Genomic DNA, 26,233 nt, shown 5'->3' with positions numbered 1-26,233 from the left:
AAATGCTAATGATAATTCATATCATTTGTATGCTGGTTTTACTGACGTGAAAGGGTAACCGGATGAATTAAAGGGAAAAGCGGCGCAGCGAGCGTGCGCCGGGGAGAATCAGCGTTTCTGGATGTAGGTGATGGCCAGCGCCAGTGCCAGCACCAGACCTTTGATAATGTCCATGGCATAGTAGGGCACCGACAGCATCACCAGGCCGTTTTGCAGCACGCCGAGGATCACCGCGCCGATCAGGGTGCCGAGCGCATTGGGTTTACCGGCCCCGGCCAGCGAGAAGCCGATATAGGCTGCCGCCACCGCATCCATCAGATAGCCGCCGCCGGCGTTGACCTGCGAAGAGCCGATACGTGACGCCAGCAAAATGCCGCCAAGCGCTGCCAGCCAAGAAGAAATGACGTAAGCGGCAACCCTGTAACGCACGGTGCGGATGCCCGACAGGCGCGCCGCTTCAGGGTTGCCACCGATGGCATACATGCGGCGGCCATGCTTGGTCAACGACAGGAACAGCTGCACCGCCACGGTGACCGCCAGCATGATCAGCACGATCACCGGCACCTGGCCGAGGGCGGAAAACACTTCCGGGATCAGGCCTTCCGCCATGTCGCCATTCGGCAGCACCATGTTTTGGGTGATGGAACCGCCGTAGCTGTAGGTCATTGCCACGCCCTGGATCACGAACAGGCTGGCCAGCGTCGCCAGCATATCGGGGATTTTTAGCACCACGATCAGCAGGGCGTTGAACAGACCGACCAGCGTGCACAGCAGCAGCGTCACCACGATGGCGCCGGTGGTGTCGAAACCGTGCCAGACGAACAGCGAAATCACCAGCGCGTTGGCCAGCGAGGCGGTCGAGCCGACCGACAGATCGAAACCGCCGACCGACAGCGAGACAGAGACGCCGATAGCGATCACCGTCACGATGGCGATCGAACGCAGGATATTGATGATGTTGTTGGCATCGAGGAAGTTGTCCGACGCCAGGCCGAACAGGGCGATCAGCGCCGCGACGGTCAGCAGCATGCCCCATTTGTAGAGGAAATCGAACAGCTGTTGACGCCAGGGCAGCGCAGGCCGCAGGGCTAATTCTTTACTCACGCAGGGGTTCCTCCGGTGGAATAGAGCAATAAGGTTTCTTCGTCGATGTCGGCGGCGTTCAACTCCGCCACGATGCGGCCGTCCCACAGCACGCAGATGCGATCGCACAGGCCAATCAGCTCGGCGAACTCGCCGGAGGCGTAAATCACGCCTTTGCCGGCGCGCGCCAGGCCGTCGATCAGGCCAAATAGCTCCTGCTTGGCCTTGATGTCCACGCCCTTGGTCGGTTCATCGAAGATCAGCACCTCGGCGTCGCCGCGCAGCCATTTGCCGATCGCCACTTTTTGTTGATTGCCGCCGGACAGGTGCGCCAGCCGCTGTTGCGGGCCCGAGGCGCGAATGTTCAGGCGCTGCATGATCTCGCGCGCCCAGCGCAGCTCTTGCCGCCGGCTGAACAGGCTCCAGCGCGAAAAGCTGTCGTCGGCGCTGACGCTCAGGTTCATCGGGATCGCCTCATCGATGAAAATGCCTTCTTTGCGACGTTCCTCCGGTACCAGCGCCAGCCCCTGTTCGACCGAGAGATGCGGCGCGCGCGGCGCCCAGGGCTGCCCGCGCAGTTCGCCGCGCTCGAGCTGCACGGCGCTGGCGCCGAACAATGCCTTGCACAGCTCGGTTTTGCCGGCCCCGGCCAGCCCGGCGATGCCGAGGATCTCGCCCTCATGCAACCGCAGCGAAACGTCGCGCAGCTTGTGGCGATCGCGCAAGCCTTGCACCTGCAGCAGCGTTCGCTCGGCGTGCGGCGGGCGCGGCGGCGGGAAAATGTCGTCCAGCCGATGGCCGAGCATCTTTTCGACGATCTGTTCGCCGCTCAGCCCGCGCATGGCGTCCTCGCTGACGCATCGGCCGTCGCGCAGCACCGTCAGCCGATCGCAAATGTCGCTCAGTTCGTGGATGCGGTGGGAAATGAACACGATGCCGATGCCTTCGGATTGCAGGCGGCGCACCACGTTAAACAGGCGCTCGCTCTCGGCGCGATCGAGCGGCGCGGTCGGTTCGTCGAGCACCAGAAAACGGCAGCGGTGCGACAGCGCGCGCGCCAGCAGCACCTGCTGTTTTTCCGCCAGCGTGCAGTCTGCCAGCCGCCTGCGCGGGTTGAGCGGCAGCGCCCATTGCTGCAGCAACTGCGCAGCGCGGCGGTGCAGCTCCGCCCAGTTCAGCCAGTGGCCCGGCTCGTTCAGCCAGTCCAGCATGATATTCTCCGCCACCGACAGCGTGGGGATCAGCGCGACGTCGACCTCCTGCTGCACCACGTGAATACCGTGACGGCGTGCCTGCAGCGGGGAGTGAATCGCCACCGCCTGGCCGTCTATCAGGATCTCGCCGCGATAATGATCGTGGGCGCCGGAGAGGATCGCCATCAGCGTCGATTTGCCCGCGCCGTTGGCGCCGACCAGCGCGTGGATTGAGCCGCCCTGCAGCGTGAAGTCCACGTCCTGCAGCGCGTTGAAGCCGGCGAAGGCGATCGAGATATTGCGCATCTCGAGGCGTGAAGGCGTTGCGGTTGACATTGCGTAATAAGGCCGTTTAGATGTTTAGATGGCTGTTTTGCTCTGTTGTAACACAGATTGCGCCGTTGGCAACCAACAAAATGGCATAACGGTGATGAAAAACGTGGGGAGGCTGGGGCGCAGCCCGCGTCAGGCTGCGCCGGTGCGAGAAGCGGTCAGAAGGTGGTGGGGGTGTGTGCGCTGACGATGCGGCAGATGCGCGCCGAGGTATTGCTGAAGCTGTGCGGGATGCCGGTGTTGATGGCGTAACTCTGGCCGGCGGTCAGGCAGTAGCTTTGGCCGTTGATGGTCAGCACGATCTCGCCCTCCAGCAGGGTACCGATCTCTTCGCCCTGGTGCTTGATCTTTTCGCCGGTGGTGGTGCCGGGCTGGTAGGTTTCCAGCATCATCGCCAGGTTGCGCGTCGGACTGCCGTTGTGCACCAGCTTCATCGACACCCCCTGGCTGCCGATCTCAATCAGATCCTCCGCGTCGATCACCACGCGCGGTTCGTCGGCGGCTTCCGGTTCGGCAAAGAATTCAGACAGCGACAGGCCATACACCTTCAGCAGCTTTTGCAGCGTGCTGATGGCCGGGCTGACCTTGTCCTGTTCGATGGTGCTGATCGCACTGTGGGTTAACCCGGACAGTTCGGCGACCCGGCGCTGCGACAAACCCAATTGCTGACGGATCTGCGACAGGCGTTTGCCCGGTGCCAAGCTGGCTTCGCTCATAGCGGTACTTCCTTCTGGTAGGGGCGACAGGCAGACATGAATATCGCTATCGGGCGCCTGTCTGAGCGATAACGATGCTGCATGATATCGGTAGTTAGGGCAGGTTTGGAAAATATATTGCCCACGTTCACTCTCGGTGCGTTGGACGAAATAGTTGACGTGAAAATGGCAGCAAGGCCTTTTCGGTCAATATTTTATCAATTTAGCAGCCGGCGGTGAATAATCAAACAGGATTGTAACATTTGCAAACCCATTCTGTTAAGACTATGTTTCATGGTGTGGATGTTATTTTGAGCGCCCGGCAGCGGCGCGACCTGACGAGAAATCCAATCATGTGTTGAATCGAACGGCGGACGGGCGCCAACGCGCCTTAAGAGCATAATGGCGGGTGACGTATGCAAACCAATAGCGCAGCAGTTGAACATTTTGCACAGCATCATGAAGAGAGGCGAAGTAGCGCGTTCCAAAATGAGGTTGCTCATTATTTGGAACGCCATCCCGCCACGCAGTATGTCGATATCCTTCTCACCGATCTCAATGGTTCCTTCCGCGGCAAACGCATACCCGTCTCAGGGTTGAAAAAACTGGAAAAAGGCAGCTACTTCCCCGCGTCGGTGTTCGCCATGGACATTCTCGGCAACGTGGTGGAGGAGACCGGTCTTGGGCAAGATCTCGGCGAGCCGGACCGCGTATGCCTGCCGGTGCCCGGTTCGCTGACGCCGTCGGCCGCCGATCCGGAGCATATCGGCCAGGTGTTGCTGACCATGCTGGATGAAGATGGCACTCCCTTTGACGTTGAACCCCGTAATGTGCTGAACCGCGTGTGGCAGGCGCTGCGACAGCGCGGCTTGTTCCCGGTGGCAGCGGTAGAGCTGGAGTTTTATCTCATCGATAGGCTGCGCGACGCGGAAGGCGATCTCCAGCCGCCGTGTGCGCCCGGCACCCAGGAGCGCAACACCCAAAGCCAGGTGTACTCCGTCGATAACCTGAACCATTTCGCCGAGGTGCTGAACGACATCGATGCACTGGCGAAGCTGCAGGGGCTGCCGGCGGACGGTGCGGTGGCGGAGTCATCGCCGGGGCAGTTCGAGGTCAACCTGCGTCATACCGACGATATCTTGCTGGCCTGCGACCACGCGCTGGCGCTGAAGCGGCTGGTGCGGCTGGTGGCCGAAAACCACGACATGCACGCCACCTTTATGGCCAAACCCTATGAGGATTACGCCGGCAGCGGCATGCACGTGCATGTCAGCATGCAGGACGGGGCGGGCAACAACCTGTTCGCCGACGCCGAAGGCGAGGATTCACCGCTATTGAAACAGGCGTTGGCCGGGATGATCACCCTGATGCCGGCGTCGATGGCGCTGCTGGCGCCGAACGTCAACGCCTACCGGCGCTTCCAGCCGGGGATGTATGTGCCGATCCAGGCCGCCTGGGGCCACAACAATCGCACCGTGGCGCTGCGCATTCCCTGCGGCGAACCGGAGAACCACCGGGTGGAGTACCGCGTGGCTGGCGCGGATGCCAATCCCTATCTGGTGATGGCGGCGATCCTGGCCGGCATGCTGTACGGGCTGGACAACGTGCTGCCGCTGCCTGAACCGGTGACCGGCAACGGGCTGGAGCAGGAGGGGTTGCCGCTGCCGATCCGCCAGAGCGACGCGCTGTACGAGTTTGAACACCAGCACGCACTGACCCATTATCTGGGCGAGCGTTTCACCCAGGTTTATCACGCCTGCAAGACGGACGAACTGCTGCAGTTTGAACGGCGGGTGACGGAAACCGAGATCGACTGGATGTTGAAAAATGCCTGAATGGGCGTATAAGTAAGAAGTACGTGCGGGCAACCGGCCTGCCGGTAGCGGATTAATTCGCCTACCGGGCTGGTTTTCCGTTCGATCGACAAAAAGAATTTGTATTTGAGGGTTTCCGGATCTTGTCATCCGGAGGCATTCTGGTGCAAAATATCTCAAATGCAGATAGCCGACGTTTTGAAAGCGTCGGTTATTTTTTTTGCATTAAGTTTTACCAACGTAGCGTTTCATACACCAAGCGAGGCCGGACACCGATCCGGATAGATAAATAGTTTCGTGCACGATCAAACAAAACTTTATGGTCGTGACTCATGAGGATTAGAAAGATGGGGCAATTTTTCACTTTAGCACCGGTGCCCGCCGGTTTCCGCTGTGGCCGCAGCGACTATGGAGCAGCCGAGGTTACCTCGACCCGTTATCCAGCTTACAATCCCCTTCTTTTAGAATTAAGTCGCTCGTTGCGAAGTTTCCCCGCAACCTTAAGTCTTGGCGTGTCCGCCATCCGCAAGGCTCAAGGTAAGGGGGGGCTGAACAATGTCCGATAATACCCTCAACGCCGCTCCGGCTCAGCGCACCCAGCTGCGTAAAACCCTGACTTTGGTTCCGGTAGTGATGATGGGCCTGGCTTACCTGCAGCCAATGACCATCTTCGATACCTTCGGCATCGTATCCGGCCTGACCGATGGTCACGTCGCGACCGCGTACGCCTTCGCTCTGCTGGCGATCCTGTTTACCGCCCTGAGCTACGGCAAGCTGGTGAAGAAGTTCCCTTCCGCCGGTTCTGCCTACACTTACGCCCAGAAAGCCATCAGCCCGCACGTCGGCTTTATGGTGGGCTGGTCATCGCTGCTGGACTACCTGTTCATGCCGATGATCAACATTTTGCTGGCCAAGATTTACCTGGAAGCGATTTTCCCGGGCGTCCCGTCCTGGATCTTCGTGGCGGTGCTGGTCGGCTTGATGACGATTTTCAACCTGCGCGGCATCAAGCTGGTGGCTAACCTTAACTCCATCATCGTGGTGGTGCAGGTGGCGATCATGATCGTGTTCCTCGGCCTGGTGATCAACGGCATTTACCACGGCGAAGGCGCCGGTACGCTGGTCAGCAGCCGCCCGTTCTGGTCCGATAACGCTCACGTGGTGCCGATGATTACCGGCGCGACCATCCTGTGCTTCTCGTTCCTGGGCTTCGACGGCATCAGCTCGCTGTCTGAGGAGACCAAAGACGCGGAAAAAGTGATCCCGAAAGCTATCTTCCTGACGGCGCTGATCGGCGGCATCATCTTTATCGTGGTGTCTTACTTCGTGCAGCTGTACTTCCCGGACATCTCGCGCTTCAAGGATCCTGACGCATCGCAGCCTGAAATCATGCTGTACGTGGCGGGCAAGTTCTTCCAGTCGGTGATCCTGGTGTTCTCCTGCGTGACGGTATTGGCGTCTGGCATGGCGGCGCACGCGGGCGTTTCGCGTCTGATGTACGTGATGGGCCGCGACGGCGTGTTCCCGACTCGCTTCTTCGGCTATGTGCATCCGAAATGGCGTACTCCGGCGCTGAACGTGCTGCTGGTTGGCGCCATCGCGCTGTCCGCGGTATCGTTTGACCTGGTGACCGCGACCGCGCTGATCAACTTCGGTGCGCTGGTGGCCTTTACCTTCGTCAACCTGTCGGTGATTTCGCAGTTCTACATTCGCGACAAGATGAACCGCACCGTGAAGGACACGTTTAACTACCTGATCCTGCCGGTGATGGGCGCACTGACCGTCGGCGCGCTGTGGATCAACCTGGAAGCCAGCTCGATGACGCTGGGCCTGGTCTGGGCGGCTGTCGGCCTGATCTACCTGGCCTTCGTCACCCGCAGCTTCCGTCTGCCGGTGCCGCAAGCGAGCGAAGACGCCGCCTAAGCGCGAGCCGTCTCCTCAGCCACAAAAAAGGCCGCGTTCGCGGCCTTTTCCTTTTCTGCTTGCAGCAGGTTTTACCCCACCAACTCTTTGCCGTAATCGAACAGCGCTTTCAGCAGGGCAGTTTTCTCTTTGTCGCCTTCGTGCAGGTTATACAGCGATTCGAGCTGCAGCAGGTAACTCTGCACGCGCTCCGCGCTCAGCGCTTCCTGGCGGTGTTGCAGCCAGCGGCGCTGCTCGGCGTCGTCCAGCGTATTCGGGTAGTTGCGCGCGCGGAAACGGAACAGCAGCTCTTTCATGCGGCCGTCGCTGAAGGCCAGATCCAGCGCCGGCAGGTTCTGCGGCTTGGTCTGCTGGATAATCCTCATCGCCGCCTTGTCGGCATCGCTGAAGAAGCCGTCGTACAGCCGGGCGTCGACGTCGTCGGAGCCTTTGAACGGCTCGGCTTCGGCGAACAGCGCCACCACTTTCTCGCGCACTTCCGGGTGCTGTTTCAGCAGTTGCAGGTTTTGCAGGCAGGCCTGGCGATCGATGCCCAGCCGCTCGGCGTTCTCCGGCAGCAGGGTTTTGGCCGGCGCCAGCACCGGGCATTTGTTGATGTGCACCAGCTTGATCGGCACCGGCGCCTGATCAGGCGCCAGATCGTCGCGGCGGGTGTACAGCCGTTCACGCAGCTGATCGGCGCTCAGCGTCAGCAACGGCGTCATGTCGCCGGCGAGATCGCACATGATCACCGCGTTCTTGTTGTCCGGGTGCCAGGCCAACGGCGACACCCAGCTGGTGTTGCCGCGCGCCGCGCCGAACATGCCGGAGACGTGCACCAGCGGCGTCATGTCGGCGACGTCGATCAGGGCGTTCAGCTTGTGCTTGTTGCGGTGCTGCAGCAGGAAATCGAACAGCCGTGGCTGCGCCTGCTTGACCAGCTTGGCCATGGCGATGGTGGCGTAAACGTCCGACATCGCGTCGTGAGCGTGCGTGTGTTCGACGCCGTTGGCGCGCGTGAGGTGTTCGAGGCGGAAACTGGGGAAACCGTCTTCGTTTTCAGGCCAGACGATGCCGTCCGGGCGCAGGGCGTAGCAGGCGCGCATCACATCCAGCAGATCCCAACGCGAGTTGCCGTTTTGCCAGCTGTAGGCATAGGGATCGTAGAAGTTGCGATAGAAGATATTGCGGCTCACTTCGTCATCGAAGCGGATGTTGTTGTAACCGAGAATGCAGGTGCCGGCCACGCTGAAGGCCTGATGGATTTGGCGGGTGAACTCGGCCTCGTTAACGCCTTTGGCGCGCGCCACCTGCGGCGTGATGCCGGTGATCATCACCGCCTCGGGTTCCGGCAGGTAGTCGTCGGCGGGGGCGCAGTAGATGACCAGCGGCTCTTCGATAATGTTGAAATCCATATCGGTGCGCACGCCGGCGAACTGCGCCGGGCGGTCCAGCGACGGGCTCTTGCCGAAGGTCTCGTAATCGTGAATGTAAAATGTGGCCGTTGCCTTGCTGCTCAAAATCGCGTCTCTTCAGTGGCGGATACAATATGCCCCTATTGTAACGGTGTGGGGAGCGATGCCAAGCGGCGGTTAGCGAAATGCGCGCAATTACGCACGGCGATAGTAATCCAGCCGCTGGTGAAAGTAGGGGAGCAGGTGGTCGGGGATCTGTCGTTCTGTTTCCGCCTGGGTCGAGGCGATGCCGTAGCGCTCGTTGTAGATCACGCTGATGGCCAGCAAATCGGTTTCTATTTTCTCGCGTTGTGCCTGCGGTAAGCTATCCAGCTTTCGAGCCATCGTTATCTCCCTGTTAACCTTAGGGTATAATAGGATCGTTAGCGGGTCTTGTCCCTACCCATTCCGGGGGGCGATGGACGCCTGAGCGCTTTGCTGCGAGCGGGGGGCCTGACTGTGGCGCGCGGCGAACTCGCTCTGCGCCTGGTGCGCATTGAGGCGATCCGCCCGGTTATACAGCGAACAGGCGCCGCTTATCACCGCCCCCCAAAACAGGGTGCACAGTAGTAAAACCCCCAACCAGATTTTTTGGTTATAGGTCATAAGTCCTCCACGGACGAGAAGAGAAATAACATTGACCGTTAAATTAAATCAGGCGCTACATCAATGGTATTTAAACGGCGGAGATTAATCATGGAATCTATGCGGTTCTTTTGTTACTAAAGCCACGATGGATGTTTCAAAAGATTCCTTAAGATAATATTAAGAAAAATGAGTGAGGGCGCCGTAAATCTATTTAATATTTGTTTAAATATCCGCAGATACAATCTTCCACATTCAATACCAATGTGGGTGACAATTATGAAAACGCTACTGTTGACCGGCGCTACCGGCTTTCTTGGTGGTGCGGTTCTCGAAAAATTATTGATTGAAAATCAGTCTGTTAATTATCTTTTGCTGGTGCGTGCCGACGATGCACAGCAAGGGCTGGCCCGTATTCGCGCGAATATGGAAAAGTTTAATATCGACGCGAACCTGCTGTCTAAAATTACGATAGAAAATATATTGTTGGGCGACCTTTCCGAGCCGGCCAACTTTTTAACTGACGCACGTATTAACAATGTCACGCACGTTATTAACTGTGCGGCCGTTGCTTCATTTGGTAATAACCCGCTCATTTGGAAGGTAAACGTAGAAGGCACTTTGGCCTTTGCCGAAAAAATGGCGCAGGTGCCGGGACTAAAACGTTTCCTGCACGTCGGTACCGCCATGTCCTGTTCACCGGAGCCGGGTTCGCTGGTGGCGGAGAGCGGCGAGTTTGAGGAAGACGCCGAGCATCTGGTGGAATATACGCGTTCCAAATCCACCATCGAACAGCTGATGCGCCAACGCTGCCCGCAACTGCCGCTGACCATCGCTCGCCCGTCGATCGTGGTGGGGCACACCCGCCTGGGCTGCCAGCCTTCCAGCAGCATTTTCTGGGTGTTTGGCATGGCGCTGATGCTGCGCAAATTCATGTGCTCGTTGGAGGACAATATCGACGTGATCCCGGCGGACTACTGCGCGGATGCGTTGGTGATGCTGATGAACAGCGAAACGCTGGAGAACGACGTGTATCACATCTCCGCCGGCGTGGAGAGCAGCGTCAGCTTTGCCGAGATCGACAACGCCATGGCGGCGGCGCTGGAAAAGGCGCCGGTGGGCGATGAGTATGCGCAGGTGACGTATGACGCGCTGGTGAAAATGCGCCGCCAGCTGAAAGACATTTTCGGCCCGTGCAACGAGCGGCTGATGCTGAAAGCGATGCGCCTGTACGGATCGTTCGCCATGCTCAACGTGCGTTTCAGCAACGAGAAGATCCTCAAGCTGGGCATGCCGAAACCGCCGCGCTTCACCGACTACATTGCCGGCTGCGTGCAGTCGACCCGCGGGCTGTCTATCCAGCAGCAGATGGTGGTGGACTTCAAATAACCGCCGGGCGCAGCGGGCGCCCGAGATTATTGTCCGTTACCAGGACGAAGAGGACCAGAAGACGCGGCCGAGCACCACCAGTTGCTCCTTGCGCTGCTGATAGCTGAGGTGTTCGTCCTGGTACTCTTCCCGGTTGAGGGAGCGGATGACGACGCCGCCGTCCGGCTGCTCGATCAGCACCTTCACCCGCAGCAAATTGCCGTGGCGGATGGCATAAGTCTTGCCTTCGCGGATGCGCGTGTCGTCGGTGTTGATGCCGACCACGTCGCCGTCCTGCAGACGCGGTTCCATGCTGGAGCCGGAGATGCGGATAATGCGCGCGGCGTTGACCGCCACCCCCATCTTGTGCAGATAGTAACGGCGGAAGATCAGCGAAAACTCCTCGCGATCGACGATTTCGTAGCAGCCGTCGCCGGCGGAAAAATCAATATCCAGCAGCGGGATCTCCACAAACTCTTCCTTGTCTTGTTCGGTATCTTCCCATACCACCGGTTTCAAACGGGCGGGCTGGAAGTCCGACTCCGCCGCCACGTTGTCAAACGGGCGCACCAGCTGCTTTTCATGAAACACGTCGAACCAGCCCTTGGGCAAATTCAGCCTGGCCTCGATCCGCCTGGCCAGATTGTCGCCAAGATTGCGGGAGGATTTCTCCCCGATGATTTGGCTCAGCGTCGGCGCGGAAGACTCAACCAGCGTGGCGAACTCATTCTGGTTGACGCCTTGCCGGGCGTAGCGGGCCATCAATTCGCGCAGATTGTTGCGCCTGATTTCTTTAGTTTCCATCGTGCAATGATCGCACTCTTTAGCAAAAAGGTAAATAACGGTTTTGCTAAAAAACGCTTGCGCATAATTTAGCAATTAGCTAAAACAAAAAGGGTGAGCCAAAGGTTCACCTGTGCGGAGCGGCCTGTCATGATGAGAGGCCGCTCAGTGAAATCAAACGAGAGAGGGACTTTACGATGTACAAGATTGATTACAATAGCTACCGATCGGTCGCCAGCTTCGGCCACCGCGTGCGCTTTTTGGTGCTGCACTACACGGCGCAAAACTTTGCCGACTCGGTGACGTCGTTGACCGGAAAATCGGTCAGCGCGCACTATCTGGTGCCGGATCCGACCGAGGCCACCTATCAGGCTGCCGGCTTCAGCGGCGTGCGCATTTTCAACCTGGTGGACGAGAACGAGCGCGCCTGGCATGCCGGCACCAGCCAGTGGGGCACCCGCAGCAATATCAACGACACCTCGATCGGCATCGAGATCGTCAACCTGGCGAGCGGCGACGGTGAAAACATCACCTTCCCGCCGTTCAACCCGCAGCAGATCGAGGCGGTTGCCCAGCTGGCGCAGAACATCCTGCAGCGTTACCCGGACATCTCGCCGGTGAACGTGGTGGCGCACTCCGACATCGCGCCGGGCCGCAAGAGCGATCCGGGCCCGCAGTTCCCGTGGCAGCAGCTGTATCAGGCCGGCGTCGGCGCCTGGTATGACGAAGCCACCAAGCAGCAGCGCCAGCAGGAATACTGCCGCCAGGGGCTGCCGGCACAGGCCGAGCTGCTGAAACTGTTCGCCCAATACGGCTACGACACCTCTGCGGCGAACACCGCAGAAGGCTATCGCCAGCTGGTGCGGGCGTTCCAGCTGCACTTCCGCCAGCAGAAGTATGACGGCGTGATGGATGTCGAAACCGCCGCCGTTCTGCGCGCGCTGGTCGACAAGTACGCCGCCTGAGCCTGACCGCGAATGGGGGACGCCTCATTCGCCTTTTCCTTGCCGGGCTTCCTCCGCTAAAATAGCGGCCTGGCTGGTCTTTATCGGAGGCAGCATGCGCCTCGATCGAAAAATCTCTTCCCTTGAATTGCTGACCTATCGCCACTATCGCATCGTTCACGGCGTGCGCATCGGGCTGGCGTTTATTCTGACCTTTCTGCTGATCCGCTTGCTGGCGGTGCCCGAAGGCACCTGGCCGCTGATCACCCTGGTGGTGGTGATGGGGCCGATCTCGTTTTGGGGCAACGTGCTGCAGCGGGCGCTGCAACGCATTGCCGGCACGGTATTCGGCGCCGCGTCCGGCCTGATCGCCCTGTATCTGGAACTCTATTCGCTGCCGCTGATGCTGGTTTGGTGCGGCGTGGTGATGTTCGTCTGCGGTTACCTGACGCTCGGCAAACGGCCGTATATGGCGCTGCTGGTGGGGATCACGCTGGCGGTGGTGTGCGGCGCGGGCGCCGGCGACATGCATACCGCGCTGTGGCGTAGCGGCGACGTGATCTTCGGCTCGCTGCTGGCGCTGCTGTTCACCAGCATTTACCCACAACGCGCCTATATTCTGTGGCGCATGCAGATGGCGGACTGCCTGCAAACCGCCGCCCGCCTCTACGGCGCGTATTTTTCACCGAACGTCATTGAGCGGCCGCGGCTGGAGCCGCAGCTCAAGGATCTGTTGAATCAGGTGGTGAAGCTACGCAGCCTGATCGTGCCCGCCAGCAAGGAAACCCGCATCCCCAAAGCGGTGTTCGAGGCGGTGCAAACCCTCAGCCGCAATCTGGTGTGCACGCTGGAGCTGATGGCCGACGCCTACTGGGCCTCGCGCGAAACGCACTTCATCATGTTGAACGCCCGCACGCTGCGCAGCACCCAGCTGCTGACGCTGAGCTCGCTGGAATCGCTGGCGGTGCTGATGCGCGAAGGGCCGCAGGCGCAGCGGCAGGCGGCGGCGGGGCAACTGGCGGAGATCGCCGGCGAGCTGAAAACGCTGATGCAGGAGGTGAGCCTCGGCCAGCACGGCGAAGCGCCGATTTACGGCTATGTCTGGCTCAGCATGGAGCTGGCGCAGCAGCTGGAAGAGCTGGGGGATCTGCTCCAGGTCTGCACCGCCGCCGGGCGCGAATAAGGGGTCAGATCATGAAGGCGGCGCTTTGGGTTTTGGCCACCGGGGCAAAGTGGGTAAGATAAGGCAATCACTGTTGTGCCGGACCGCCACAAACCTGTATCTTGGTGCCATGTGGCCGTAAGCAAATGAATCTGTGTATTACTAAAGCAAGGGTATAAAGATGGATAATGCAAATAAGCCGAGTTTCCAGGACGTGCTGGAGTTTGTGCGTATGTTCCGCCGCAAAAACAAACTGCAACGCGAGATCGTCGACAACGAAAAGAAAATTCGTGATAACCAGAAGCGCGTGCTGCTGCTCGACAACCTGAGTGAGTACATCAAGCCCGGCATGAGCATTGAAGACATTCAGGGCATCATCGCCAACATGCGCAGCGACTACGAAGATCGCGTTGATGACTACATCATCAAAAATGCCGATCTGTCCAAAGAGCGCCGCGAGCTGTCCAAAAAGCTGAAAGCGATGGGTGAAGTGAAGTAACCCGCTTTAGCGGGCCGGGCGTCCTGCCTGGCCCGCATCCTTATCCCGCCTAATTTTCCCTTCTTGCCGACACTGCCGTTTCCGTTGGGGCGTTCCCCGGCGGCCGAAGGCGCCTCCCCATCCTGCAGGATCTGCAGGTGACCGCCGGGGAACGCTTGTTACTGCTCCGATCCGTACATGTCGAAGTCGAAATACCTGTCGTTGATTTTCTTGTAAGTACCGTTGGCGCGGATCGCCTGCAGCGCGTCGTTGAAGGCGTTAAGCAGCGCGGTATCGTCTTTGCGCACCCCGATGCCGTCGCCGATGCCGAAGTATTTGCTGTCGTTCAGTTCGGCGCCGATAAAGGCGAAATCTTTGCCGCCGGGCGTTTTGAAGAACTCGCTGGCGCTGACGCTGGCCAGCAGCGACGCATCCAGCCGGCCGTTGGCCAGATCTTCGTTCACTTCCTGTTGGCTTTGGTAGGCGACCACGTTGACGCCAGCCGGGCGCCACAGCGCGTTGGCGTAGGCCTCCTGGCTGGAGCCTTGCTGCACGCCGACCGATTTGCCCTTCAGCGAGGCGACGGTTGGCTGCAGGTTGCTGCCTTTATGCGCCACCAGCCGCGCCGGGGCGTTGGAGACCTTGCTGGAGAAGGCGATCTGCTGCTGGCGCTGCGGCGTGATGGTCATCGACGAGGCGATGGCGTCGAATTTTTTCGCCTGCAGGCCGGGGATCATGCCGTCCCAGCTGCTTTCCACCCACACGCATTTGGCCTGCATCTGGTCGCACAGCGCTTGGGCGATATCGACGCCGAAGCCGGTCAGCTTGCCCTGCGGGGTTTTATACTCCAGCGGTGGAAAGGTGGGATCGATGCCCAGTTTGATCACTTTGCCGCTGAATTCACCGCTCAACGCGGGAAAACTCGCGGCCAGCGGCAGTAACAACAACAGCCCTTTGATGGTTTTCATGTCATTTCCTCAGCGTTGGCGATTAAACCGCGGGGCGAGCCAAAAAGCGCTCGACCAATTTGACCCAGTAGGTGGCGCCCAGCGACAGACTGTCGTCGTTGAAGTCATAACCGGGGTTGTGCAGGGAATTGCCCGGCGTGGCGGGGCCGTTGCCGATCGAGATGTAGCTGCCTGGGCATTTCTCCAGCATAAAGGCAAAATCTTCGCTGGCGGTAAACGGCCGCAGCGTGGGGATAACCCGGCTCTCTCCGGCCCATTCCAACGCCACCGCGCGCGCCAGCTCGGTTTCTGCCGGGTGGTTCACCAGCACCGGGTAGCCGTGCTGATAGTCGATCTCCGCGCGGGCGCCGAAGCTGGCGGCCTGCGCCGTGACCAGCTCGGTGATGCGCTGCTCCAGCCGCTCACGCACCGCTGCCGTCAGCGCGCGCACGCTGAGCGTCAGGGTGGCGGTCGCCGGGATCACGTTGGCGGCCTGGCCGGCCTGCATCGCCCCCACGGTGACGATCGCCGTTTCCTGCGGATCGATATTGCGCGCCACGATGGTTTGCAGGCTCATGACGATGGCCGCGCAGGCCACCACCGGATCGACGGTGCTCTGCGGCACCGCGCCGTGGCCGCCGTGCCCATGCAGGGTAATGTGTACCGTATCGGCCGAGCACATGAAGGGGCCGCTGGCGAAACCCAGGTGGCCGGTGGGGAAACCGGGCACGTTGTGCATGGCGAACACCGCGTCGCAGGGGAAGCGCTCAAACAGGCCGTCTTCAATCATCACTTTGGCGCCGCCGCCGCCTTCTTCCGCCGGCTGAAAGATCAGGTGCAGGGTGCCGCTGAAGTTTGGCTGCCGCGCCAGATAGCGCGCCGCCGCCAGCAGCATGGCGGTGTGCCCGTCGTGGCCGCAGGCGTGCATCACCCCGGAATGGGTGCTGGCGTGCGGCAAACCGGTCGTTTCGGCAATCGGCAGGGCGTCCATGTCGGCGCGGATGCCGAGCGATTTTCCCGGCCCGCGCTGCAGTGTGGCGACAACACCGGTTTGTCCTACGCCGCGCGTGACGCGGTAACCCCATTCCGCCAGCCGCTGCGCCACCAGATCCGAGGTCGCGAACTCCTGGAAGCCCAGCTCCGGGTGGGCGTGAATGTGGCGGCGAAGCGCGACCATCTCATCATGAACGGCGGCGATCTCAGGCAGTACGAGTGAAGGGCTCATCACGGTCTCCGGCAAAGGGTCCCGGCCAACGGGCGGGGAATGGGGCAGAGGGATAGGCATCGAGACTAGCAAACTCCGTTTTTGCCGGGTAGCCGCCGTTCGGTTATGCTGACAACCGATGATTGTCAGGAGGTGAACATGAAACTGCACCAACTGCAGGCGCTGGTGGCCAGCGCCGACAGCGGCAGCATTCGCGCGGCGGCGCGGCATCTGGGGCTGTCGCAGGCGGCGGTGACCCGCGCACTGCGCGAACTGGAGCAGGAGCAGGCGCTGCCGCTGCTGATCCGCACCCCGACCGGGCTGGGCTTTACCCCCTACGGCAAAACCCTGCTGGCACACGCCAGGCTGGTGTTGAATCAGCTGGAGCAAGCGCAAGGTGAAATGGCGGCGCTGCGCGGGCGAACGGCGGATCTGGTCAAGGCGGCGATCACCCCCTGGCTGATGCTGACGGTGCTGCCGCCGGCGGTGATGGCGTTTCGCAGCAAGGTGCCGGCGGTGCGGCTGGAACTGTCGGAAAGCCTGATGGCCAACGCTCAGTCTCAGCTGCGCGAGGGCACGATGGATTTCGCCATCACGCCGCTGCCGGCGTCGTCGGCGCCGCAGGAGTTCCACTGCGAGCCGCTGCTGGAGTATGAAACGGCGTACATGGTGCGGCGCGGCCACCCGCTGGCGCACAGCACCTCGCTGCATCAGCTGCTGGAGCAGGATTGGGTGATGAGCTATACCCCGGAAAGTTTCGATGCGCTGCGCGACGAGGTGTTTCACCGCCACGGCGCGCGTCTGCCGCGCCAGCGCATTATCCAGGCGCATTCGTTCGGCATGCTGCAGGCGCTGGTGGAGTCCGCCGAGATGTGCACCTGGTGCCCGCGGCCGATCGTCGCGCTGCCGCAGTTCGCCTCCCGCGTGCAGCCGCTGGCGCTGCGGGAGAGCTGCCAACCGGCGCAGCTGAATATCGTCACCCGGCGCAACAGCATTCTGAGCGCCGCCGCGCATGCGTTTATCGATACGCTGGTGCGTACCCTGCGCCAGCAGGCACGATCGTCTCGGCCGGAAGATCGTCAGATCTACGATCGCGTACGCCTGCTGATTTAGCGGGTCCCCCCGGATCGACGATCCCGTAAATGGGATCGCGATCCGCATTTGTAGCATTTTTAGCCGCAATGTTAACGATATGTGATTTCGCTCAAATAATTATTTTTGCAGCTTTGGTTATATGTCGCTCTATGTTCACGTTGTCATTTTGAGTTTTCCTGGGTGTTTGATGATTAATCAATTGAAATTTATCACTTTATAACGTTTGTTGTTTTTTGTTGGATAAAAATGACAACGTCAACATTAAGAAAATTCAAGCATTTAACGAGTGTATTGGAGGAAGAGATGAGCCAGTTGCCGGAAAAAATGCGCGCGGTCGTTTGCCACGGCCCGCAGGACTATCGTTTCGAACAGGTGCCCACGCCGCTGCCGAAGGCGCGCGAGTTGGTGATCAAGGTGGAAGGCTGCGGCATCTGCGCCGGCGACTGCAAGTGCAAGAACGGCGCACAGATGTTTTGGGGGGAGAACCCGTGGGTCAAACCGCCGGTGGTGCCGGGGCATGAGTTTTACGGCCGCATCGCCGCGCTGGGCGAGGGCGCGGAAGGCAAATACCGGCTCGGCGAGCGGGTGATCGCCGAGCAGATCGTGCCGTGCTGGGAGTGTCGCTACTGCAAATCCGGCAGTTATTGGATGTGTGAGACGCATAACATTTACGGTTTCCAAAAAGACGTGGCGGAGGGCGGCATGGCGGAGTACATGCGCTTTTCCGAGAACGCCATCGTGCACAAGATCCCGGAAAGCCTGAGCCATGAAGACGCGGTCTTGATTGAGCCGATGGCCTGCGCCATTCACACCGTGGCGCGCGGCGATATCCAGCTGGACGACGTGGTGGTGCTGGCCGGCGCCGGGCCGCTCGGGCTGTGCATGGTGCAGGTGGCGCGCCTGAAGACGCCGAAGAAACTGATCGTGATCGACGCCATCGACGAGCGGCTGGCGCTGGCGAAAGAATTTGGCGCCGACGTGGTGATCAACCCGCTGAAGGAAGACGCCGACCAGATCGTCAAATCGCTGACCGGCGGCTACGGCTGCGACGTGTATATCGAGGCCACCGGCGCGCCGATCGGCGTCACCCAGGGGCTGCAGATGATCCGCAAGCTGGGCCGCTTCGTGGAGTTCAGCGTGTTCGGCAAGGAAACCACCGTCGATTGGTCCATCATCGGCGATCGCAAAGAGCTGGACATTCGCGGCGCGCACCTGGCGCCCTACAGCTACGAAATCGCCATCGATCTGTTTGAGCGCGGGCTGGTGACCTCCAATGGCGTGGTTACCCACAGCTATTCATTGAACGACTGGGACGAAGCCTTCGCCCTGGCGGACTCGACCGACTCCATCAAGGTGATCCTGGTTCCCTGACCCTCCCGCTGTACCGCTGTTGCAGTCACGGCCGCCGGCCCGTCCGCAATGGGGGGCCGGCCGGTCGGCCAAACGTAAAGACATGCTGTTGCTCTGATAACCACAACAAGAAGCTTCCCTACAGGAGAATTGGCTATGTTTTCATTATTCAAAAAGACCCTGCCTTTTATCGTCGCCGGTGGAATGTTGGCGGCCAGCCATGGGGCGCTGGCCAAGCAAATCACTATCGGTATGTCGTTCCAGGAAATGAACAACGACTACTTCGTCACCATGAAGCAGGCGCTGGATCAGGCGGCGGCGGATATCGGCGCCAAGGTGTACGTGGCCGATGCGCGCCATGACGTCGCCAAACAGATCGGTGACGTGGAAGACATGCTGCAGAAGAAGGTGGATATCCTGCTGATCAACCCGACCGATTCGGTGGGGGTGCAGTCGGCGGTGATCTCCGCTCATAAGGCCGGCGCGGTGGTGGTGGCGATCGACGCCCAGGCGGAAGGGCCGCTGGACTCGTTCGTCGGCTCGGAAAACTACGACGCCGGCTTCCAGGCGGGCGAGTACCTGGCGAAAGCGCTGGGCGGCAAAGGCAAGGTGGCGATCCTCGACGGCATCCCGGTGGTGCCGATCCTGGAGCGCGTGCGCGGCTTTGAAGCGGCGATGAAGAAATACCCCGACATCAAGATCGTCACCAAGCAAAACGGCAAGCAGGAACGCGACACCGCGCTGACCGTGACCGAAAACATGCTGCAGTCGGCGCCGGATCTGGCGGGTATCTTCAGCGTCAACGACGTCGGCGCGCTCGGTGCCCTGGCGGCGATCGAAAGCAACGGCGCCAAGGTCAAGCTGGTGAGCGTCGACGGCCAGCCGGAAGCCATCAAAGAGATCCTCAAGCCGAACTCGCCGTTTATCGCCACTTCGGCGCAGTTCCCGCGCGACCAGCTGCGCATCGCGCTCGGCATTGCGCTGGCCCGCTACTGGGGCGCCACGGTGCCGAAAACCGTGCCGGTCAAAGTGAAGCTGATCGACCGCAGCAATGCGGCCGGCTTTAGCTGGTAACAGCGGTCGGGTTCGCCCCGCTGCGGCGGGGCGTTCGGCGCGGAGGGCAATGCGGTGACACCTTTACTGGAACTGAAGCGAATAAAAAAGAGCTTTCCCGGCGTGAAGGCGCTGGACGGCATCGATCTGGCTATTCAACGCGGCGAAGTGCACGCCCTGCTGGGCGAAAACGGCGCCGGCAAATCGACGCTGGTAAAAATCATGTGCGGCATCTATCAGCCTGACGAGGGCGATATTTTTATCGACGGCGAGCAGCGCCGCTTTAACAATTATCGCCAGGCGATCGAGGCCGGGGTCGGCATTATTTTTCAGGAATTCTCGTTGATTCCCTACATGAGCGCCATCGACAACATCTTCCTCAACCGGGAGATCAGGAACCGCTGGGGCCTGCTGGATCGCCGGGCGATGCGGCGCAAGGCCGAGGCCATTTTCAAGCGGCTGACGGTGGCTATCGATCTCGATTGCCCGGTGGAACAGCTGAGCGTGGCGCAGCAGCAGTTCGTTGAGATCGCCAAGGCGCTGTCGCTGGAGGCGCGGGTGCTGGTGCTGGATGAACCGACCGCCACGCTGACGCCGGGCGAGGCCGAGCACCTGTTCAGCGTGATGAACGATCTGCGGCTGCTGGGCGTCGGCATGGTGTTTATCTCGCACCACCTGGACGAGATTTTCACCATCTGCGATCGCATCACCGTGCTGCGCGACGGCGCCTACATCGAAACGCTGGCCACCGGCGACACCAACGTGGAAGAGCTGGTGCGGCTGATGGTCGGGCGCAAAATCGAGAACGCCTTCCCGGTGAAACAGCACCCGGTCGATACCGCGACGGTGCTGCTGGAGGCGGAGATCCAGCGCGAGAAGCACGGCGCGACCGACCGCTTCCACCTGTACAAGGGCGAGATCCTCGGCTTCGCCGGGCTGGTGGGCTCCGGGCGCACCGAGACCGTCTCGGCGCTGATCGGCGCCAGCCGCTGCCACCGCAAACGCGTCAGCCTCGGTGGCCAACCGGCGGCGCTGCGCTCCCCGGCGCAGGCGCTGGCGCAGGGCATCGGCCTGCTGCCGGAGAGCCGTAAAACCGAGGGCCTGGTGCTGCCGTTTTCGGTGGCGCAGAACATCACCCTCAACCGGCACCACCGGCGCGGCAAGATCTTCGTCAGCGCCCGCCAGGATCGCGACGTGGTGCAGCGGCTGATCCGCGCCGTGGGGGTGAAAACCCCGGACGCCGAGACCGCCGTCAGCACCCTGAGCGGCGGCAACCAGCAGAAGGTGGTGATCGCCCGCTGGCTCAACAACGACTGCAACATCCTGATCTTCGACGAACCGACGCGCGGCATCGACGTGGGCGCCAAGGCCGAGATCTATCAGCTGATGCAGCAACTGACCCAGCAGGGCATCTCCATCATCATGATTTCCTCCGAACTGCCGGAGATCATCGGCGTGTGCGACCGCGTGCTGGTGTTTCGCGGCGGCCACATCGTCGCCGAGCTGACCGGCGACGACATCGAATCCAACCACATTATGCTTCACGCGACCGGGAGTGCCTTATGATCGGAATTGAACAACCCGCCGTGGCGCGCCGCGCCGCCGGCCCCAGCCTCGGCAAGCGCTGGGAAAAACTGCTGCATCACCCGGCGGTCTTGCCGTTTATCGGCTTCGCTGTCCTGTTCGTATTGATGAGCCTGCTGAACGACAGCTTCCTCAGCGTCAATAACCTGACCAACGTGGCGCGCCAGGTGTCGATCAACGCCATCATCGCGGTGGGCATGACCTGCGCCATCCTGACCGGCGGCATCGATCTCTCGGTGGGGCCGGTGATGGCGCTGGCCGGTTCGGTCGCCGCCGGGCTGATGCTGGCGGCGGTGCCCATTCCGCTGGCGATGGTGGCGGCGCTGGCGGTCGGCGCGCTGTTCGGCCTGGCCAACGGCGCCTGCATCGCCTACCTGCGCATGCCGCCGATCATCGTCACCCTAGCGTCGATGGGCATCGCCCGCGGCCTGGCGCTGCTCTATACCGGCGGCTACCCGATCTCCGGCCTGCCCGACGTCTTCTCCTTCTTCGGCCGTGGTACGGTGCTGGGCATCCAGGTGCCGATCCTGATCATGCTCGGCGTGTACGTGTTGGCCTGGCTGATGCTCAACCAGCTGCCGTTCGGCCGCTACGTCTATGCGATGGGCGGCAACGAAGAGGCGGCGCGCCTGAGCGGCATCCGCGTGCCGCGCTACAAGATGCTGGTGTACGTGATCAGCGGCCTGACCGCCGCGCTGGCCGGGCTGGTGCTGACCTCGCGCCTGATGAGCGGGCAGCCCAACGCCGGCGAAGGCTTCGAGTTGGACGCCATCGCTGCGGTGGTGCTGGGCGGGGCGGCGATCTCCGGCGGGCGCGGAGCCATCGTCGGCACGCTGGTGGGGGCGATGATGCTCGGGGTGCTCAACAACGGCCTCAATCTGATGAACGTGTCGCCATATATCCAGAACGTGGTGAAAGGCGGCATCATCCTGGCCGCCATCTACCTCAGCTCCGTGCGGCGCAAATAGGAGGCGCGATGGCAGTCTTTCTTGGCATAGACGTCGGCGGCACGGTGATCAAGGCCGGGCTGTACCGGGCAAGCGGCGAAGAGCTGGCGATCGCCGAGCGCGACGGCGCGGCGATTGCCGCCCAGCCGGGCTTCAGCGAACGCAATATGGATGCGCTGTGGGATGACGTCTGCGCGGCGATCCGCCAGACGCTGCACGCGGCGGGGCTGGCGGCCGGGCAGGTGCGCGGCGTCAGCTTTTCGGCGCACGGAAAAGGGCTGTACGCCATCGACCGCCACGGCAAACCGGTCGGCAACGGCATCCTCTCTTCGGACAACCGCGCGGCGGCCACGGCGGCTGAGCTGCGCCGCGCCGGGGTGGACGCGCAGACCTACTCGCGCAGCCTGCAGCCGCTGTGGCCCAGCCACCCGGCGCTGCTGCTGCGCTGGCTGAAGCAGCAGCAACCGGCGCAGTACGCCGCCGTCGATCGCATCCTGATGGCGCACGACTACCTGCGCTTTCGCCTCACCGGCGAGGCGGCGGCCGAGGTGACCAACATCTCCGGCAGCAACCTGTTCAATCAGCACAGCGGCGCTTACGATCCGGCGCTGATGGCGGCCTTCGGCATCGAAGAGGCGCAGGAGAAGACCGCGCCAACGATCGGCTCGGCGCAGCTGGCCGGGCGGGTGACGGCCGCGGCGGCGGCGCAGTGCGGGTTGCGGGTGGGCACTGCGGTGTACGGCGGCCTGTTCGACGTGGTGGGCGCGGCGCTCAGCTCCGGCGTGGCCGACGATCGCACGCTCAGCGCGGTGGCGGGCACCTGGTCGATCGCCACCTGCGTGACCGAGCGCATCATTCCCGCCGATTACCCCTACGCCTGGGGGCGTTACTGCATCGACGGCCGCTATTTCGTGCACGAAGGCAGCCCGACCTCGGCCGGCAACCTGGCCTGGTTCCTGCGCCAGTTCTGCGCCGACGACCGGCAGCGCTACGCCCAGTTCAACGCCTGGGTGGCCGAACGCCGCGAGCAGCCCAGCGGGCTGCTGTTCCTGCCATATCTGTACGGCTCCAACCTCGGCGGCAACACGCCGGGCGGGCTGATCGGCCTGAGCGCCCACCACGAGATGGCGGACGTGGTGCAGGCGATCTACCAGGGCATCGTGTTCTCGCACCTGATTCATCAGGAGCGCATGGTGCAGCTGAACCCGCGCATCGAGCGGGTGCGCATGACCGGCGGGCCGACGCAGTCCGAGGTGTGGATGCAGATGTACGCCGACGCCGGCAACCTGCCGCTCGAGGTGGTGGAAACGCGCCAAAGCGGCTGCCGCGCCGCCGCCCTGTGCGCCGCCGTCGGCGCCGGGGAGTACGCCGGGTTCGCCGAAGCGATCGCCGCCGCGCCGCCCAAACTGCGCTGTTATTATCCCGCGACCGCCGCCCACCGGCGCCTGCGCGCCCAGCAGGCGCGCTATCTGGCGGTCGCTCAGGCTTTGAGTGAGGTGACTGATGCAAACGACTAACGCCGCCTGTCTGGGGCTGTATGAAAAGGCGCTGCCCGCCGAACTGAGCTGGCCGCAGCGGCTGGCCACCGCCGCCGAGCTGGGTTTTGAATTTGTGGAGATGTCTATAGACGAGCAGCCGGCGCGCCAGCAGCGGCTGGACTGGGATCGCCGCCAGCGGCTGGCGTTTATCCAGGCGCGGCTCGACAGCGGGGTGACGGTGCCGAGCCTGTGCCTGTCGGCGCACCGGCGTGACCCGTTCGGCAGCCATGACGCCGCCACCCGTGAGCGGGCGCGGGTGCTGATGAGCAAGGCGCTGGAACTGGCGACGGATCTTGGCATCCGCAATATCCAGCTGGCGGGCTACGACGTCTATTACGAACCCGCCGATCGCCACAGCCGCGAACGCTTTATCGAGGGCATGCAGTGGGCGGCGGCGCAGGCCGCCAGGGCGCAGGTGATGCTGTCGGTGGAGGTGATGGACACGCCGTTCATCAACAGCATCAGCAAATGGCGCGACATCGCCCGCTACGTTAACAGCCCGTGGTTCACGGTGTATCCCGATCTCGGCAACCTCAGCGCCTGGGGCAACGACGTCGCCGCCGAGCTGGCGCTGGGCATCGGCAGCATCACCGCCGTGCACCTCAAAGACACCGTGGCGGTGGGGCCGGGCAGCGCCGGGCAGTTCCGCGACGTGCCGTTCGGCGAAGGCTGCGTGGATTTCGCCTACGCCTTTTCCGTGCTCAATGCGCTCGGCTATCGCGGCCCCTACCTGCTGGAGATGTGGGCGCGCGAAGACGGGCAGGACAAGCAACGTATCGCCCAGGCCAAGGCCTGGATCGAACAACAGATGATCGAGGGAGGCATCGCATGCTGAACGAACTCAAGCGGCAGGTGCTGGCCGCTAACCTCAGCCTGCCGGCATACGGGCTGGTGACCTTTACCTGGGGCAACGTCTCGGCGATCGACCGCCAGAGCGGGCTGGTGGTGATCAAGCCTTCGGGCATCGCCTACGAGGCAATGACGCTGGAGGATTTGGTGGTGGTGGATCTGGAGGGCAAGGTGCGCGAAGGGCACCGCAAACCCTCATCCGACACCGCCACCCATCTGGCGCTGTACCGCGCCTTCGCCAATATCGGCGGCGTGGTACACACCCACAGCCGCAACGCCACCATCTGGGCGCAGGCCGGGCAGCCGATCCCGGCGCTGGGCACCACCCACGCCGACTACTTTTACGGTGACATTCCCTGCACCCGGCCGATGAGCGAGGCGGAGATCGCCGGGGATTACGAGGGGGAAACCGGCAAGGTGATTATCGAGACCTTCAATCAGGCGGGGCGCGATCCGCAGCAGGTGCCGGGAGTGCTGGTCTATTCCCACGGCCCGTTCGCCTGGGGCAAGGACGCGGCGGATGCGGTGCACAACGCGGTGGTGCTGGAGGAGGTGGCGATCATGGCGATGGCGACGCGCCAGCTGGCGCCGGCCATCGCCCCGATGCAGCCGGAGCTGCTGGACAAACATTTCCTGCGCAAGCACGGCAAACACGCCTACTACGGGCAATAGCGCCCGTCAGCGATTCAACAGCGAGCCGGTGAAGAACTCTCTGCGCACCGGCAACTCGCCGCGCGGGCTGAGAATGGCGCTGAACAGCAGCTCCGCGGCGATCTCCCCCAGTTTCTGCGTATCGTGATACACCCCCGGAATGTGCAGGCCGTAAGCGCCGGCGCGCGGCGGCTCGTCTATCGAAAAGAACTTCACCTGCTGATAGAGCCCCATCTCGTGGCAGATGGCGATGGCGCCCAGCGTGATGATGCCGTTCAGGCCGATGATGTAATCCGGGCGGTTCTCCGGCTGCGCCAGATAGGCGCGCACCTCGCTCTCTTGCGAGGTGAAATCATAGTCGCCGTTGATGATATGAATCTCACGCCCGCTGCCCTGCAGCGCCGCGACGATGCCGGCGGTGCGCGTTAGCGTAATTTCCGAATCCGCCGGGCCGCCGACAATCAGCAGCTTCTGCTCCGGCTGCTCCGCCAGATAGCGCCCGGCCAGCACGCCGATCTCGCGGTTATCGAGGAACACGCCGCTCAGCTGCTGATCGTAGAGATCGCGGTCGATCAGGATCAGTGGCACGCCGTACACCTCGGCCAGCTCGAGATAGGCGGGGCGGTAGCGCTTGTCGTCGCGCACCGCCGACAGCAGGATGCCGCGCGCCTTGTAGCCAAACAGCGCCTGAATGGCGCGCATTTCCGCCTCTTCGCTGCCGTCGGTGTCGAACAGCATGATCTGGTAGCCCTGCTGACGCGCAATGCGCGACACGGTCTTGATCAGGCCGGAATAGAACGGGTTGTACATGCTGCTGGTGACGATGCCGATAATCTGGCTGCTGCTGCTTTTCAGCCCCTGCGCGAAGGCGTTGGGCACATAGTTCAGCTCTTTGGCGATGGCGTGAATGCGCTCGCGGGTTTCCGGCTTGACCAGCTCGGGCTTATTGAAGGCGCGGGAAACGGTGATATTGGTCACCCTGGCGCGGCGGGCGATATCCACGATAGTGGCATTGGGATTGGCTTTCGACACCGTCTTTCCTTGCGTTATGCCTCAACAGATCCCTTATTGTAGGGAAAGGGCGGGGGCGGTGCTAGGGGGAGTTGGGGGGGAGATTTGTTTGTGGGAGGGGGAAATAATAAAATGCAAAAATAGTTAATAATAAATTTTATTTATTATTGTTTTTTTAATTATTTCGGATGGCGGATTTTTATTGCCGGA

At 61.7% G+C, this 26,233-nt stretch carries 25 protein-coding genes; 14 read left to right on the top strand and 11 right to left on the bottom strand.

Features of this window, described 5'->3' with window-relative positions:
- Positions 1-108: 108 nt before the first annotated feature.
- From C9411_RS04670 to C9411_RS25790, 4 genes are all read right to left on the bottom strand, one after another.
- On the bottom strand, positions 109-1,104 hold the full coding sequence (locus C9411_RS04670) for an ABC transporter permease (RefSeq protein ID WP_107226532.1): 996 nt from the start codon (positions 1,102-1,104) through the stop codon (positions 109-111).
- The gene (locus C9411_RS04665; protein WP_107226531.1) at positions 1,101-2,612 is read right to left on the bottom strand and encodes a sugar ABC transporter ATP-binding protein; all 1,512 of its coding nucleotides are present in this window, start codon (positions 2,610-2,612) and stop codon (positions 1,101-1,103) included. The genes C9411_RS04670 and C9411_RS04665 overlap by 4 nt, the downstream gene beginning before the upstream one ends.
- 155 nt (positions 2,613-2,767) lie before the next feature.
- Positions 2,768-3,325 (bottom strand): HTH-type transcriptional regulator PuuR, encoded by a 558-nt coding sequence (puuR, locus tag C9411_RS04660; RefSeq protein WP_038877865.1) that lies wholly within the window; start codon positions 3,323-3,325, stop codon positions 2,768-2,770.
- 197 nt (positions 3,326-3,522) lie between these two features.
- Positions 3,523-3,807 (bottom strand): hypothetical protein, encoded by a 285-nt coding sequence (locus tag C9411_RS25790; RefSeq protein ID WP_165384404.1) that lies wholly within the window; start codon positions 3,805-3,807, stop codon positions 3,523-3,525.
- On the opposite strand from C9411_RS25790, the gene C9411_RS04655 reads away from it, so the two are divergent.
- Together C9411_RS04655 and C9411_RS04645 are read left to right on the top strand one after the other, a co-directional pair.
- Positions 3,721-5,139: a glutamine synthetase family protein gene (locus tag C9411_RS04655; protein WP_107226530.1), complete on the top strand. Its 1,419-nt coding sequence runs from the start codon at positions 3,721-3,723 to the stop codon at positions 5,137-5,139. The two genes, C9411_RS25790 and C9411_RS04655, sit on opposite strands and share 87 nt — an antisense overlap.
- A 534-nt stretch (positions 5,140-5,673) precedes the next feature.
- A complete protein-coding gene (locus tag C9411_RS04645) occupies positions 5,674-7,041 on the top strand; it encodes an APC family permease (protein WP_063989232.1) in 1,368 nt (455 codons plus the stop codon).
- Between the two features lie 71 nt (positions 7,042-7,112).
- Here C9411_RS04645 and sbcB read toward each other — a convergent pair whose 3' ends face one another.
- The 3 genes from sbcB to C9411_RS04630 all read right to left on the bottom strand — a co-directional run bounded on the left by sbcB (position 7,113) and on the right by C9411_RS04630 (position 9,080).
- A complete protein-coding gene (gene sbcB / locus C9411_RS04640) occupies positions 7,113-8,540 on the bottom strand; it encodes an exodeoxyribonuclease I (protein WP_107226529.1) in 1,428 nt (475 codons plus the stop codon).
- Between the two features lie 90 nt (positions 8,541-8,630).
- Complete coding sequence (locus tag C9411_RS04635) at positions 8,631-8,819, bottom strand: DNA polymerase III subunit theta (protein ID WP_033635247.1); 189 nt, start codon at positions 8,817-8,819, stop codon at positions 8,631-8,633.
- Positions 8,820-8,873: 54 nt separating this feature from the next.
- On the bottom strand, positions 8,874-9,080 hold the full coding sequence (locus C9411_RS04630) for a hypothetical protein (protein WP_107226528.1): 207 nt from the start codon (positions 9,078-9,080) through the stop codon (positions 8,874-8,876).
- A 258-nt stretch (positions 9,081-9,338) separates the two neighbouring features.
- Between C9411_RS04630 and C9411_RS04625 the strand changes: the two genes are divergently transcribed.
- Positions 9,339-10,448: an SDR family oxidoreductase gene (locus C9411_RS04625; protein ID WP_107226599.1), complete on the top strand. Its 1,110-nt coding sequence runs from the start codon at positions 9,339-9,341 to the stop codon at positions 10,446-10,448.
- Between the two features lie 36 nt (positions 10,449-10,484).
- Here C9411_RS04625 and C9411_RS04620 read toward each other — a convergent pair whose 3' ends face one another.
- Positions 10,485-11,231 (bottom strand): helix-turn-helix transcriptional regulator, encoded by a 747-nt coding sequence (locus C9411_RS04620; RefSeq protein WP_004935623.1) that lies wholly within the window; start codon positions 11,229-11,231, stop codon positions 10,485-10,487.
- A gap of 176 nt (positions 11,232-11,407) precedes the next feature.
- Here C9411_RS04620 and C9411_RS04615 point away from each other — a divergent pair, with 176 nt between their 5' ends.
- The 3 genes from C9411_RS04615 (at position 11,408) to tmaR (ending at position 13,815) form a co-directional block, all read left to right on the top strand.
- Positions 11,408-12,175, top strand: coding sequence for an N-acetylmuramoyl-L-alanine amidase (locus C9411_RS04615; RefSeq protein WP_107226527.1), 768 nt, complete (start codon positions 11,408-11,410; stop codon positions 12,173-12,175).
- 94 nt (positions 12,176-12,269) lie between these two features.
- The gene (locus tag C9411_RS04610; protein WP_070914537.1) at positions 12,270-13,337 is read left to right on the top strand and encodes an FUSC family protein; all 1,068 of its coding nucleotides are present in this window, start codon (positions 12,270-12,272) and stop codon (positions 13,335-13,337) included.
- A 160-nt stretch (positions 13,338-13,497) separates the two neighbouring features.
- The gene (tmaR, locus tag C9411_RS04605; RefSeq protein WP_004935612.1) at positions 13,498-13,815 is read left to right on the top strand and encodes a PTS system regulator TmaR; all 318 of its coding nucleotides are present in this window, start codon (positions 13,498-13,500) and stop codon (positions 13,813-13,815) included.
- 158 nt (positions 13,816-13,973) lie between these two features.
- Here tmaR and C9411_RS04600 read toward each other — a convergent pair whose 3' ends face one another.
- Together C9411_RS04600 and C9411_RS04595 are read right to left on the bottom strand one after the other, a co-directional pair.
- A complete protein-coding gene (locus C9411_RS04600; protein WP_107226526.1) occupies positions 13,974-14,762 on the bottom strand; it encodes an ABC transporter substrate-binding protein in 789 nt (262 codons plus the stop codon).
- Positions 14,763-14,784: 22 nt separating this feature from the next.
- Positions 14,785-15,966 carry a M20 aminoacylase family protein gene (locus C9411_RS04595; protein ID WP_107226525.1) on the bottom strand — a complete coding sequence of 394 codons (1,182 nt, stop codon included), beginning with the start codon at positions 15,964-15,966 and terminating at the stop codon, positions 14,785-14,787.
- 138 nt (positions 15,967-16,104) lie between these two features.
- On the opposite strand from C9411_RS04595, the gene C9411_RS04590 reads away from it, so the two are divergent.
- The 8 genes from C9411_RS04590 to araD all read left to right on the top strand — a co-directional run bounded on the left by C9411_RS04590 (position 16,105) and on the right by araD (position 25,033).
- Positions 16,105-17,058: a LysR family transcriptional regulator gene (locus C9411_RS04590; RefSeq protein ID WP_107226524.1), complete on the top strand. Its 954-nt coding sequence runs from the start codon at positions 16,105-16,107 to the stop codon at positions 17,056-17,058.
- A gap of 285 nt (positions 17,059-17,343) precedes the next feature.
- Complete coding sequence (locus tag C9411_RS04585; RefSeq protein ID WP_033643780.1) at positions 17,344-18,411, top strand: alcohol dehydrogenase catalytic domain-containing protein; 1,068 nt, start codon at positions 17,344-17,346, stop codon at positions 18,409-18,411.
- Positions 18,412-18,546: 135 nt separating this feature from the next.
- Positions 18,547-19,464: an ABC transporter substrate-binding protein gene (locus tag C9411_RS04580; RefSeq protein ID WP_015378502.1), complete on the top strand. Its 918-nt coding sequence runs from the start codon at positions 18,547-18,549 to the stop codon at positions 19,462-19,464.
- A 54-nt stretch (positions 19,465-19,518) separates the two neighbouring features.
- Positions 19,519-21,009: a sugar ABC transporter ATP-binding protein gene (locus C9411_RS04575; protein WP_063989240.1), complete on the top strand. Its 1,491-nt coding sequence runs from the start codon at positions 19,519-19,521 to the stop codon at positions 21,007-21,009.
- Complete coding sequence (locus C9411_RS04570; protein ID WP_038877882.1) at positions 21,006-21,995, top strand: ABC transporter permease; 990 nt, start codon at positions 21,006-21,008, stop codon at positions 21,993-21,995. Before C9411_RS04575 ends, C9411_RS04570 begins: the two co-directional genes overlap by 4 nt.
- Positions 21,996-22,003: 8 nt before the next feature.
- The gene (locus C9411_RS04565; RefSeq protein WP_107226523.1) at positions 22,004-23,491 is read left to right on the top strand and encodes an FGGY-family carbohydrate kinase; all 1,488 of its coding nucleotides are present in this window, start codon (positions 22,004-22,006) and stop codon (positions 23,489-23,491) included.
- Positions 23,478-24,347, top strand: coding sequence for an L-ribulose-5-phosphate 3-epimerase (locus C9411_RS04560; RefSeq protein ID WP_107226522.1), 870 nt, complete (start codon positions 23,478-23,480; stop codon positions 24,345-24,347). Before C9411_RS04565 ends, C9411_RS04560 begins: the two co-directional genes overlap by 14 nt.
- Complete coding sequence (araD, locus tag C9411_RS04555) at positions 24,341-25,033, top strand: L-ribulose-5-phosphate 4-epimerase (RefSeq protein WP_107226521.1); 693 nt, start codon at positions 24,341-24,343, stop codon at positions 25,031-25,033. The genes C9411_RS04560 and araD overlap by 7 nt, the downstream gene beginning before the upstream one ends.
- 6 nt (positions 25,034-25,039) lie before the next feature.
- Here araD and C9411_RS04550 read toward each other — a convergent pair whose 3' ends face one another.
- On the bottom strand, positions 25,040-26,044 hold the full coding sequence (locus tag C9411_RS04550) for a LacI family DNA-binding transcriptional regulator (protein WP_107226520.1): 1,005 nt from the start codon (positions 26,042-26,044) through the stop codon (positions 25,040-25,042).
- Positions 26,045-26,233 lie beyond the last annotated feature (189 nt).

It is taken from the genome of Serratia sp. Nf2, assembly GCF_003028435.1.
Taxonomy (GTDB): domain Bacteria; phylum Pseudomonadota; class Gammaproteobacteria; order Enterobacterales; family Enterobacteriaceae; genus Serratia; species Serratia marcescens_L.
This window is presented reverse-complemented; position numbering and strand designations above follow the sequence as displayed.

Bases quoted from the DNA above. Each gene is read 5' to 3' on its own strand.
- C9411_RS04560 (WP_107226522.1), top strand. From the start codon at position 23,478: ATGCAAACGACTAACGCCGCCTGTCTGGGGCTGTATGAAAAGGCGCTG.
- C9411_RS04570 (WP_038877882.1), top strand. From the start codon at position 21,006: ATGATCGGAATTGAACAACCCGCCGTGGCGCGCCGCGCCGCCGGCCCC.
- C9411_RS04645 (WP_063989232.1), top strand. From the start codon at position 5,674: ATGTCCGATAATACCCTCAACGCCGCTCCGGCTCAGCGCACCCAGCTG.
- C9411_RS04590 (WP_107226524.1), top strand. From the start codon at position 16,105: ATGAAACTGCACCAACTGCAGGCGCTGGTGGCCAGCGCCGACAGCGGC.
- C9411_RS04665 (WP_107226531.1), bottom strand. From the start codon at position 2,612: ATGTCAACCGCAACGCCTTCACGCCTCGAGATGCGCAATATCTCGATC.
- araD (WP_107226521.1), top strand. From the start codon at position 24,341: ATGCTGAACGAACTCAAGCGGCAGGTGCTGGCCGCTAACCTCAGCCTG.
- tmaR (WP_004935612.1), top strand. From the start codon at position 13,498: ATGGATAATGCAAATAAGCCGAGTTTCCAGGACGTGCTGGAGTTTGTG.
- C9411_RS04580 (WP_015378502.1), top strand. From the start codon at position 18,547: ATGTTTTCATTATTCAAAAAGACCCTGCCTTTTATCGTCGCCGGTGGA.
- C9411_RS04625 (WP_107226599.1), top strand. From the start codon at position 9,339: ATGAAAACGCTACTGTTGACCGGCGCTACCGGCTTTCTTGGTGGTGCG.
- C9411_RS04615 (WP_107226527.1), top strand. From the start codon at position 11,408: ATGTACAAGATTGATTACAATAGCTACCGATCGGTCGCCAGCTTCGGC.
- C9411_RS25790 (WP_165384404.1), bottom strand. From the start codon at position 3,807: ATGAGCAACCTCATTTTGGAACGCGCTACTTCGCCTCTCTTCATGATG.
- C9411_RS04655 (WP_107226530.1), top strand. From the start codon at position 3,721: ATGCAAACCAATAGCGCAGCAGTTGAACATTTTGCACAGCATCATGAA.
- puuR (WP_038877865.1), bottom strand. From the start codon at position 3,325: ATGAGCGAAGCCAGCTTGGCACCGGGCAAACGCCTGTCGCAGATCCGT.
- C9411_RS04635 (WP_033635247.1), bottom strand. From the start codon at position 8,819: ATGGCTCGAAAGCTGGATAGCTTACCGCAGGCACAACGCGAGAAAATA.
- C9411_RS04620 (WP_004935623.1), bottom strand. From the start codon at position 11,231: ATGGAAACTAAAGAAATCAGGCGCAACAATCTGCGCGAATTGATGGCC.
- C9411_RS04585 (WP_033643780.1), top strand. From the start codon at position 17,344: ATGAGCCAGTTGCCGGAAAAAATGCGCGCGGTCGTTTGCCACGGCCCG.
- C9411_RS04630 (WP_107226528.1), bottom strand. From the start codon at position 9,080: ATGACCTATAACCAAAAAATCTGGTTGGGGGTTTTACTACTGTGCACC.
- C9411_RS04600 (WP_107226526.1), bottom strand. From the start codon at position 14,762: ATGAAAACCATCAAAGGGCTGTTGTTGTTACTGCCGCTGGCCGCGAGT.
- C9411_RS04595 (WP_107226525.1), bottom strand. From the start codon at position 15,966: ATGAGCCCTTCACTCGTACTGCCTGAGATCGCCGCCGTTCATGATGAG.
- C9411_RS04565 (WP_107226523.1), top strand. From the start codon at position 22,004: ATGGCAGTCTTTCTTGGCATAGACGTCGGCGGCACGGTGATCAAGGCC.
- C9411_RS04610 (WP_070914537.1), top strand. From the start codon at position 12,270: ATGCGCCTCGATCGAAAAATCTCTTCCCTTGAATTGCTGACCTATCGC.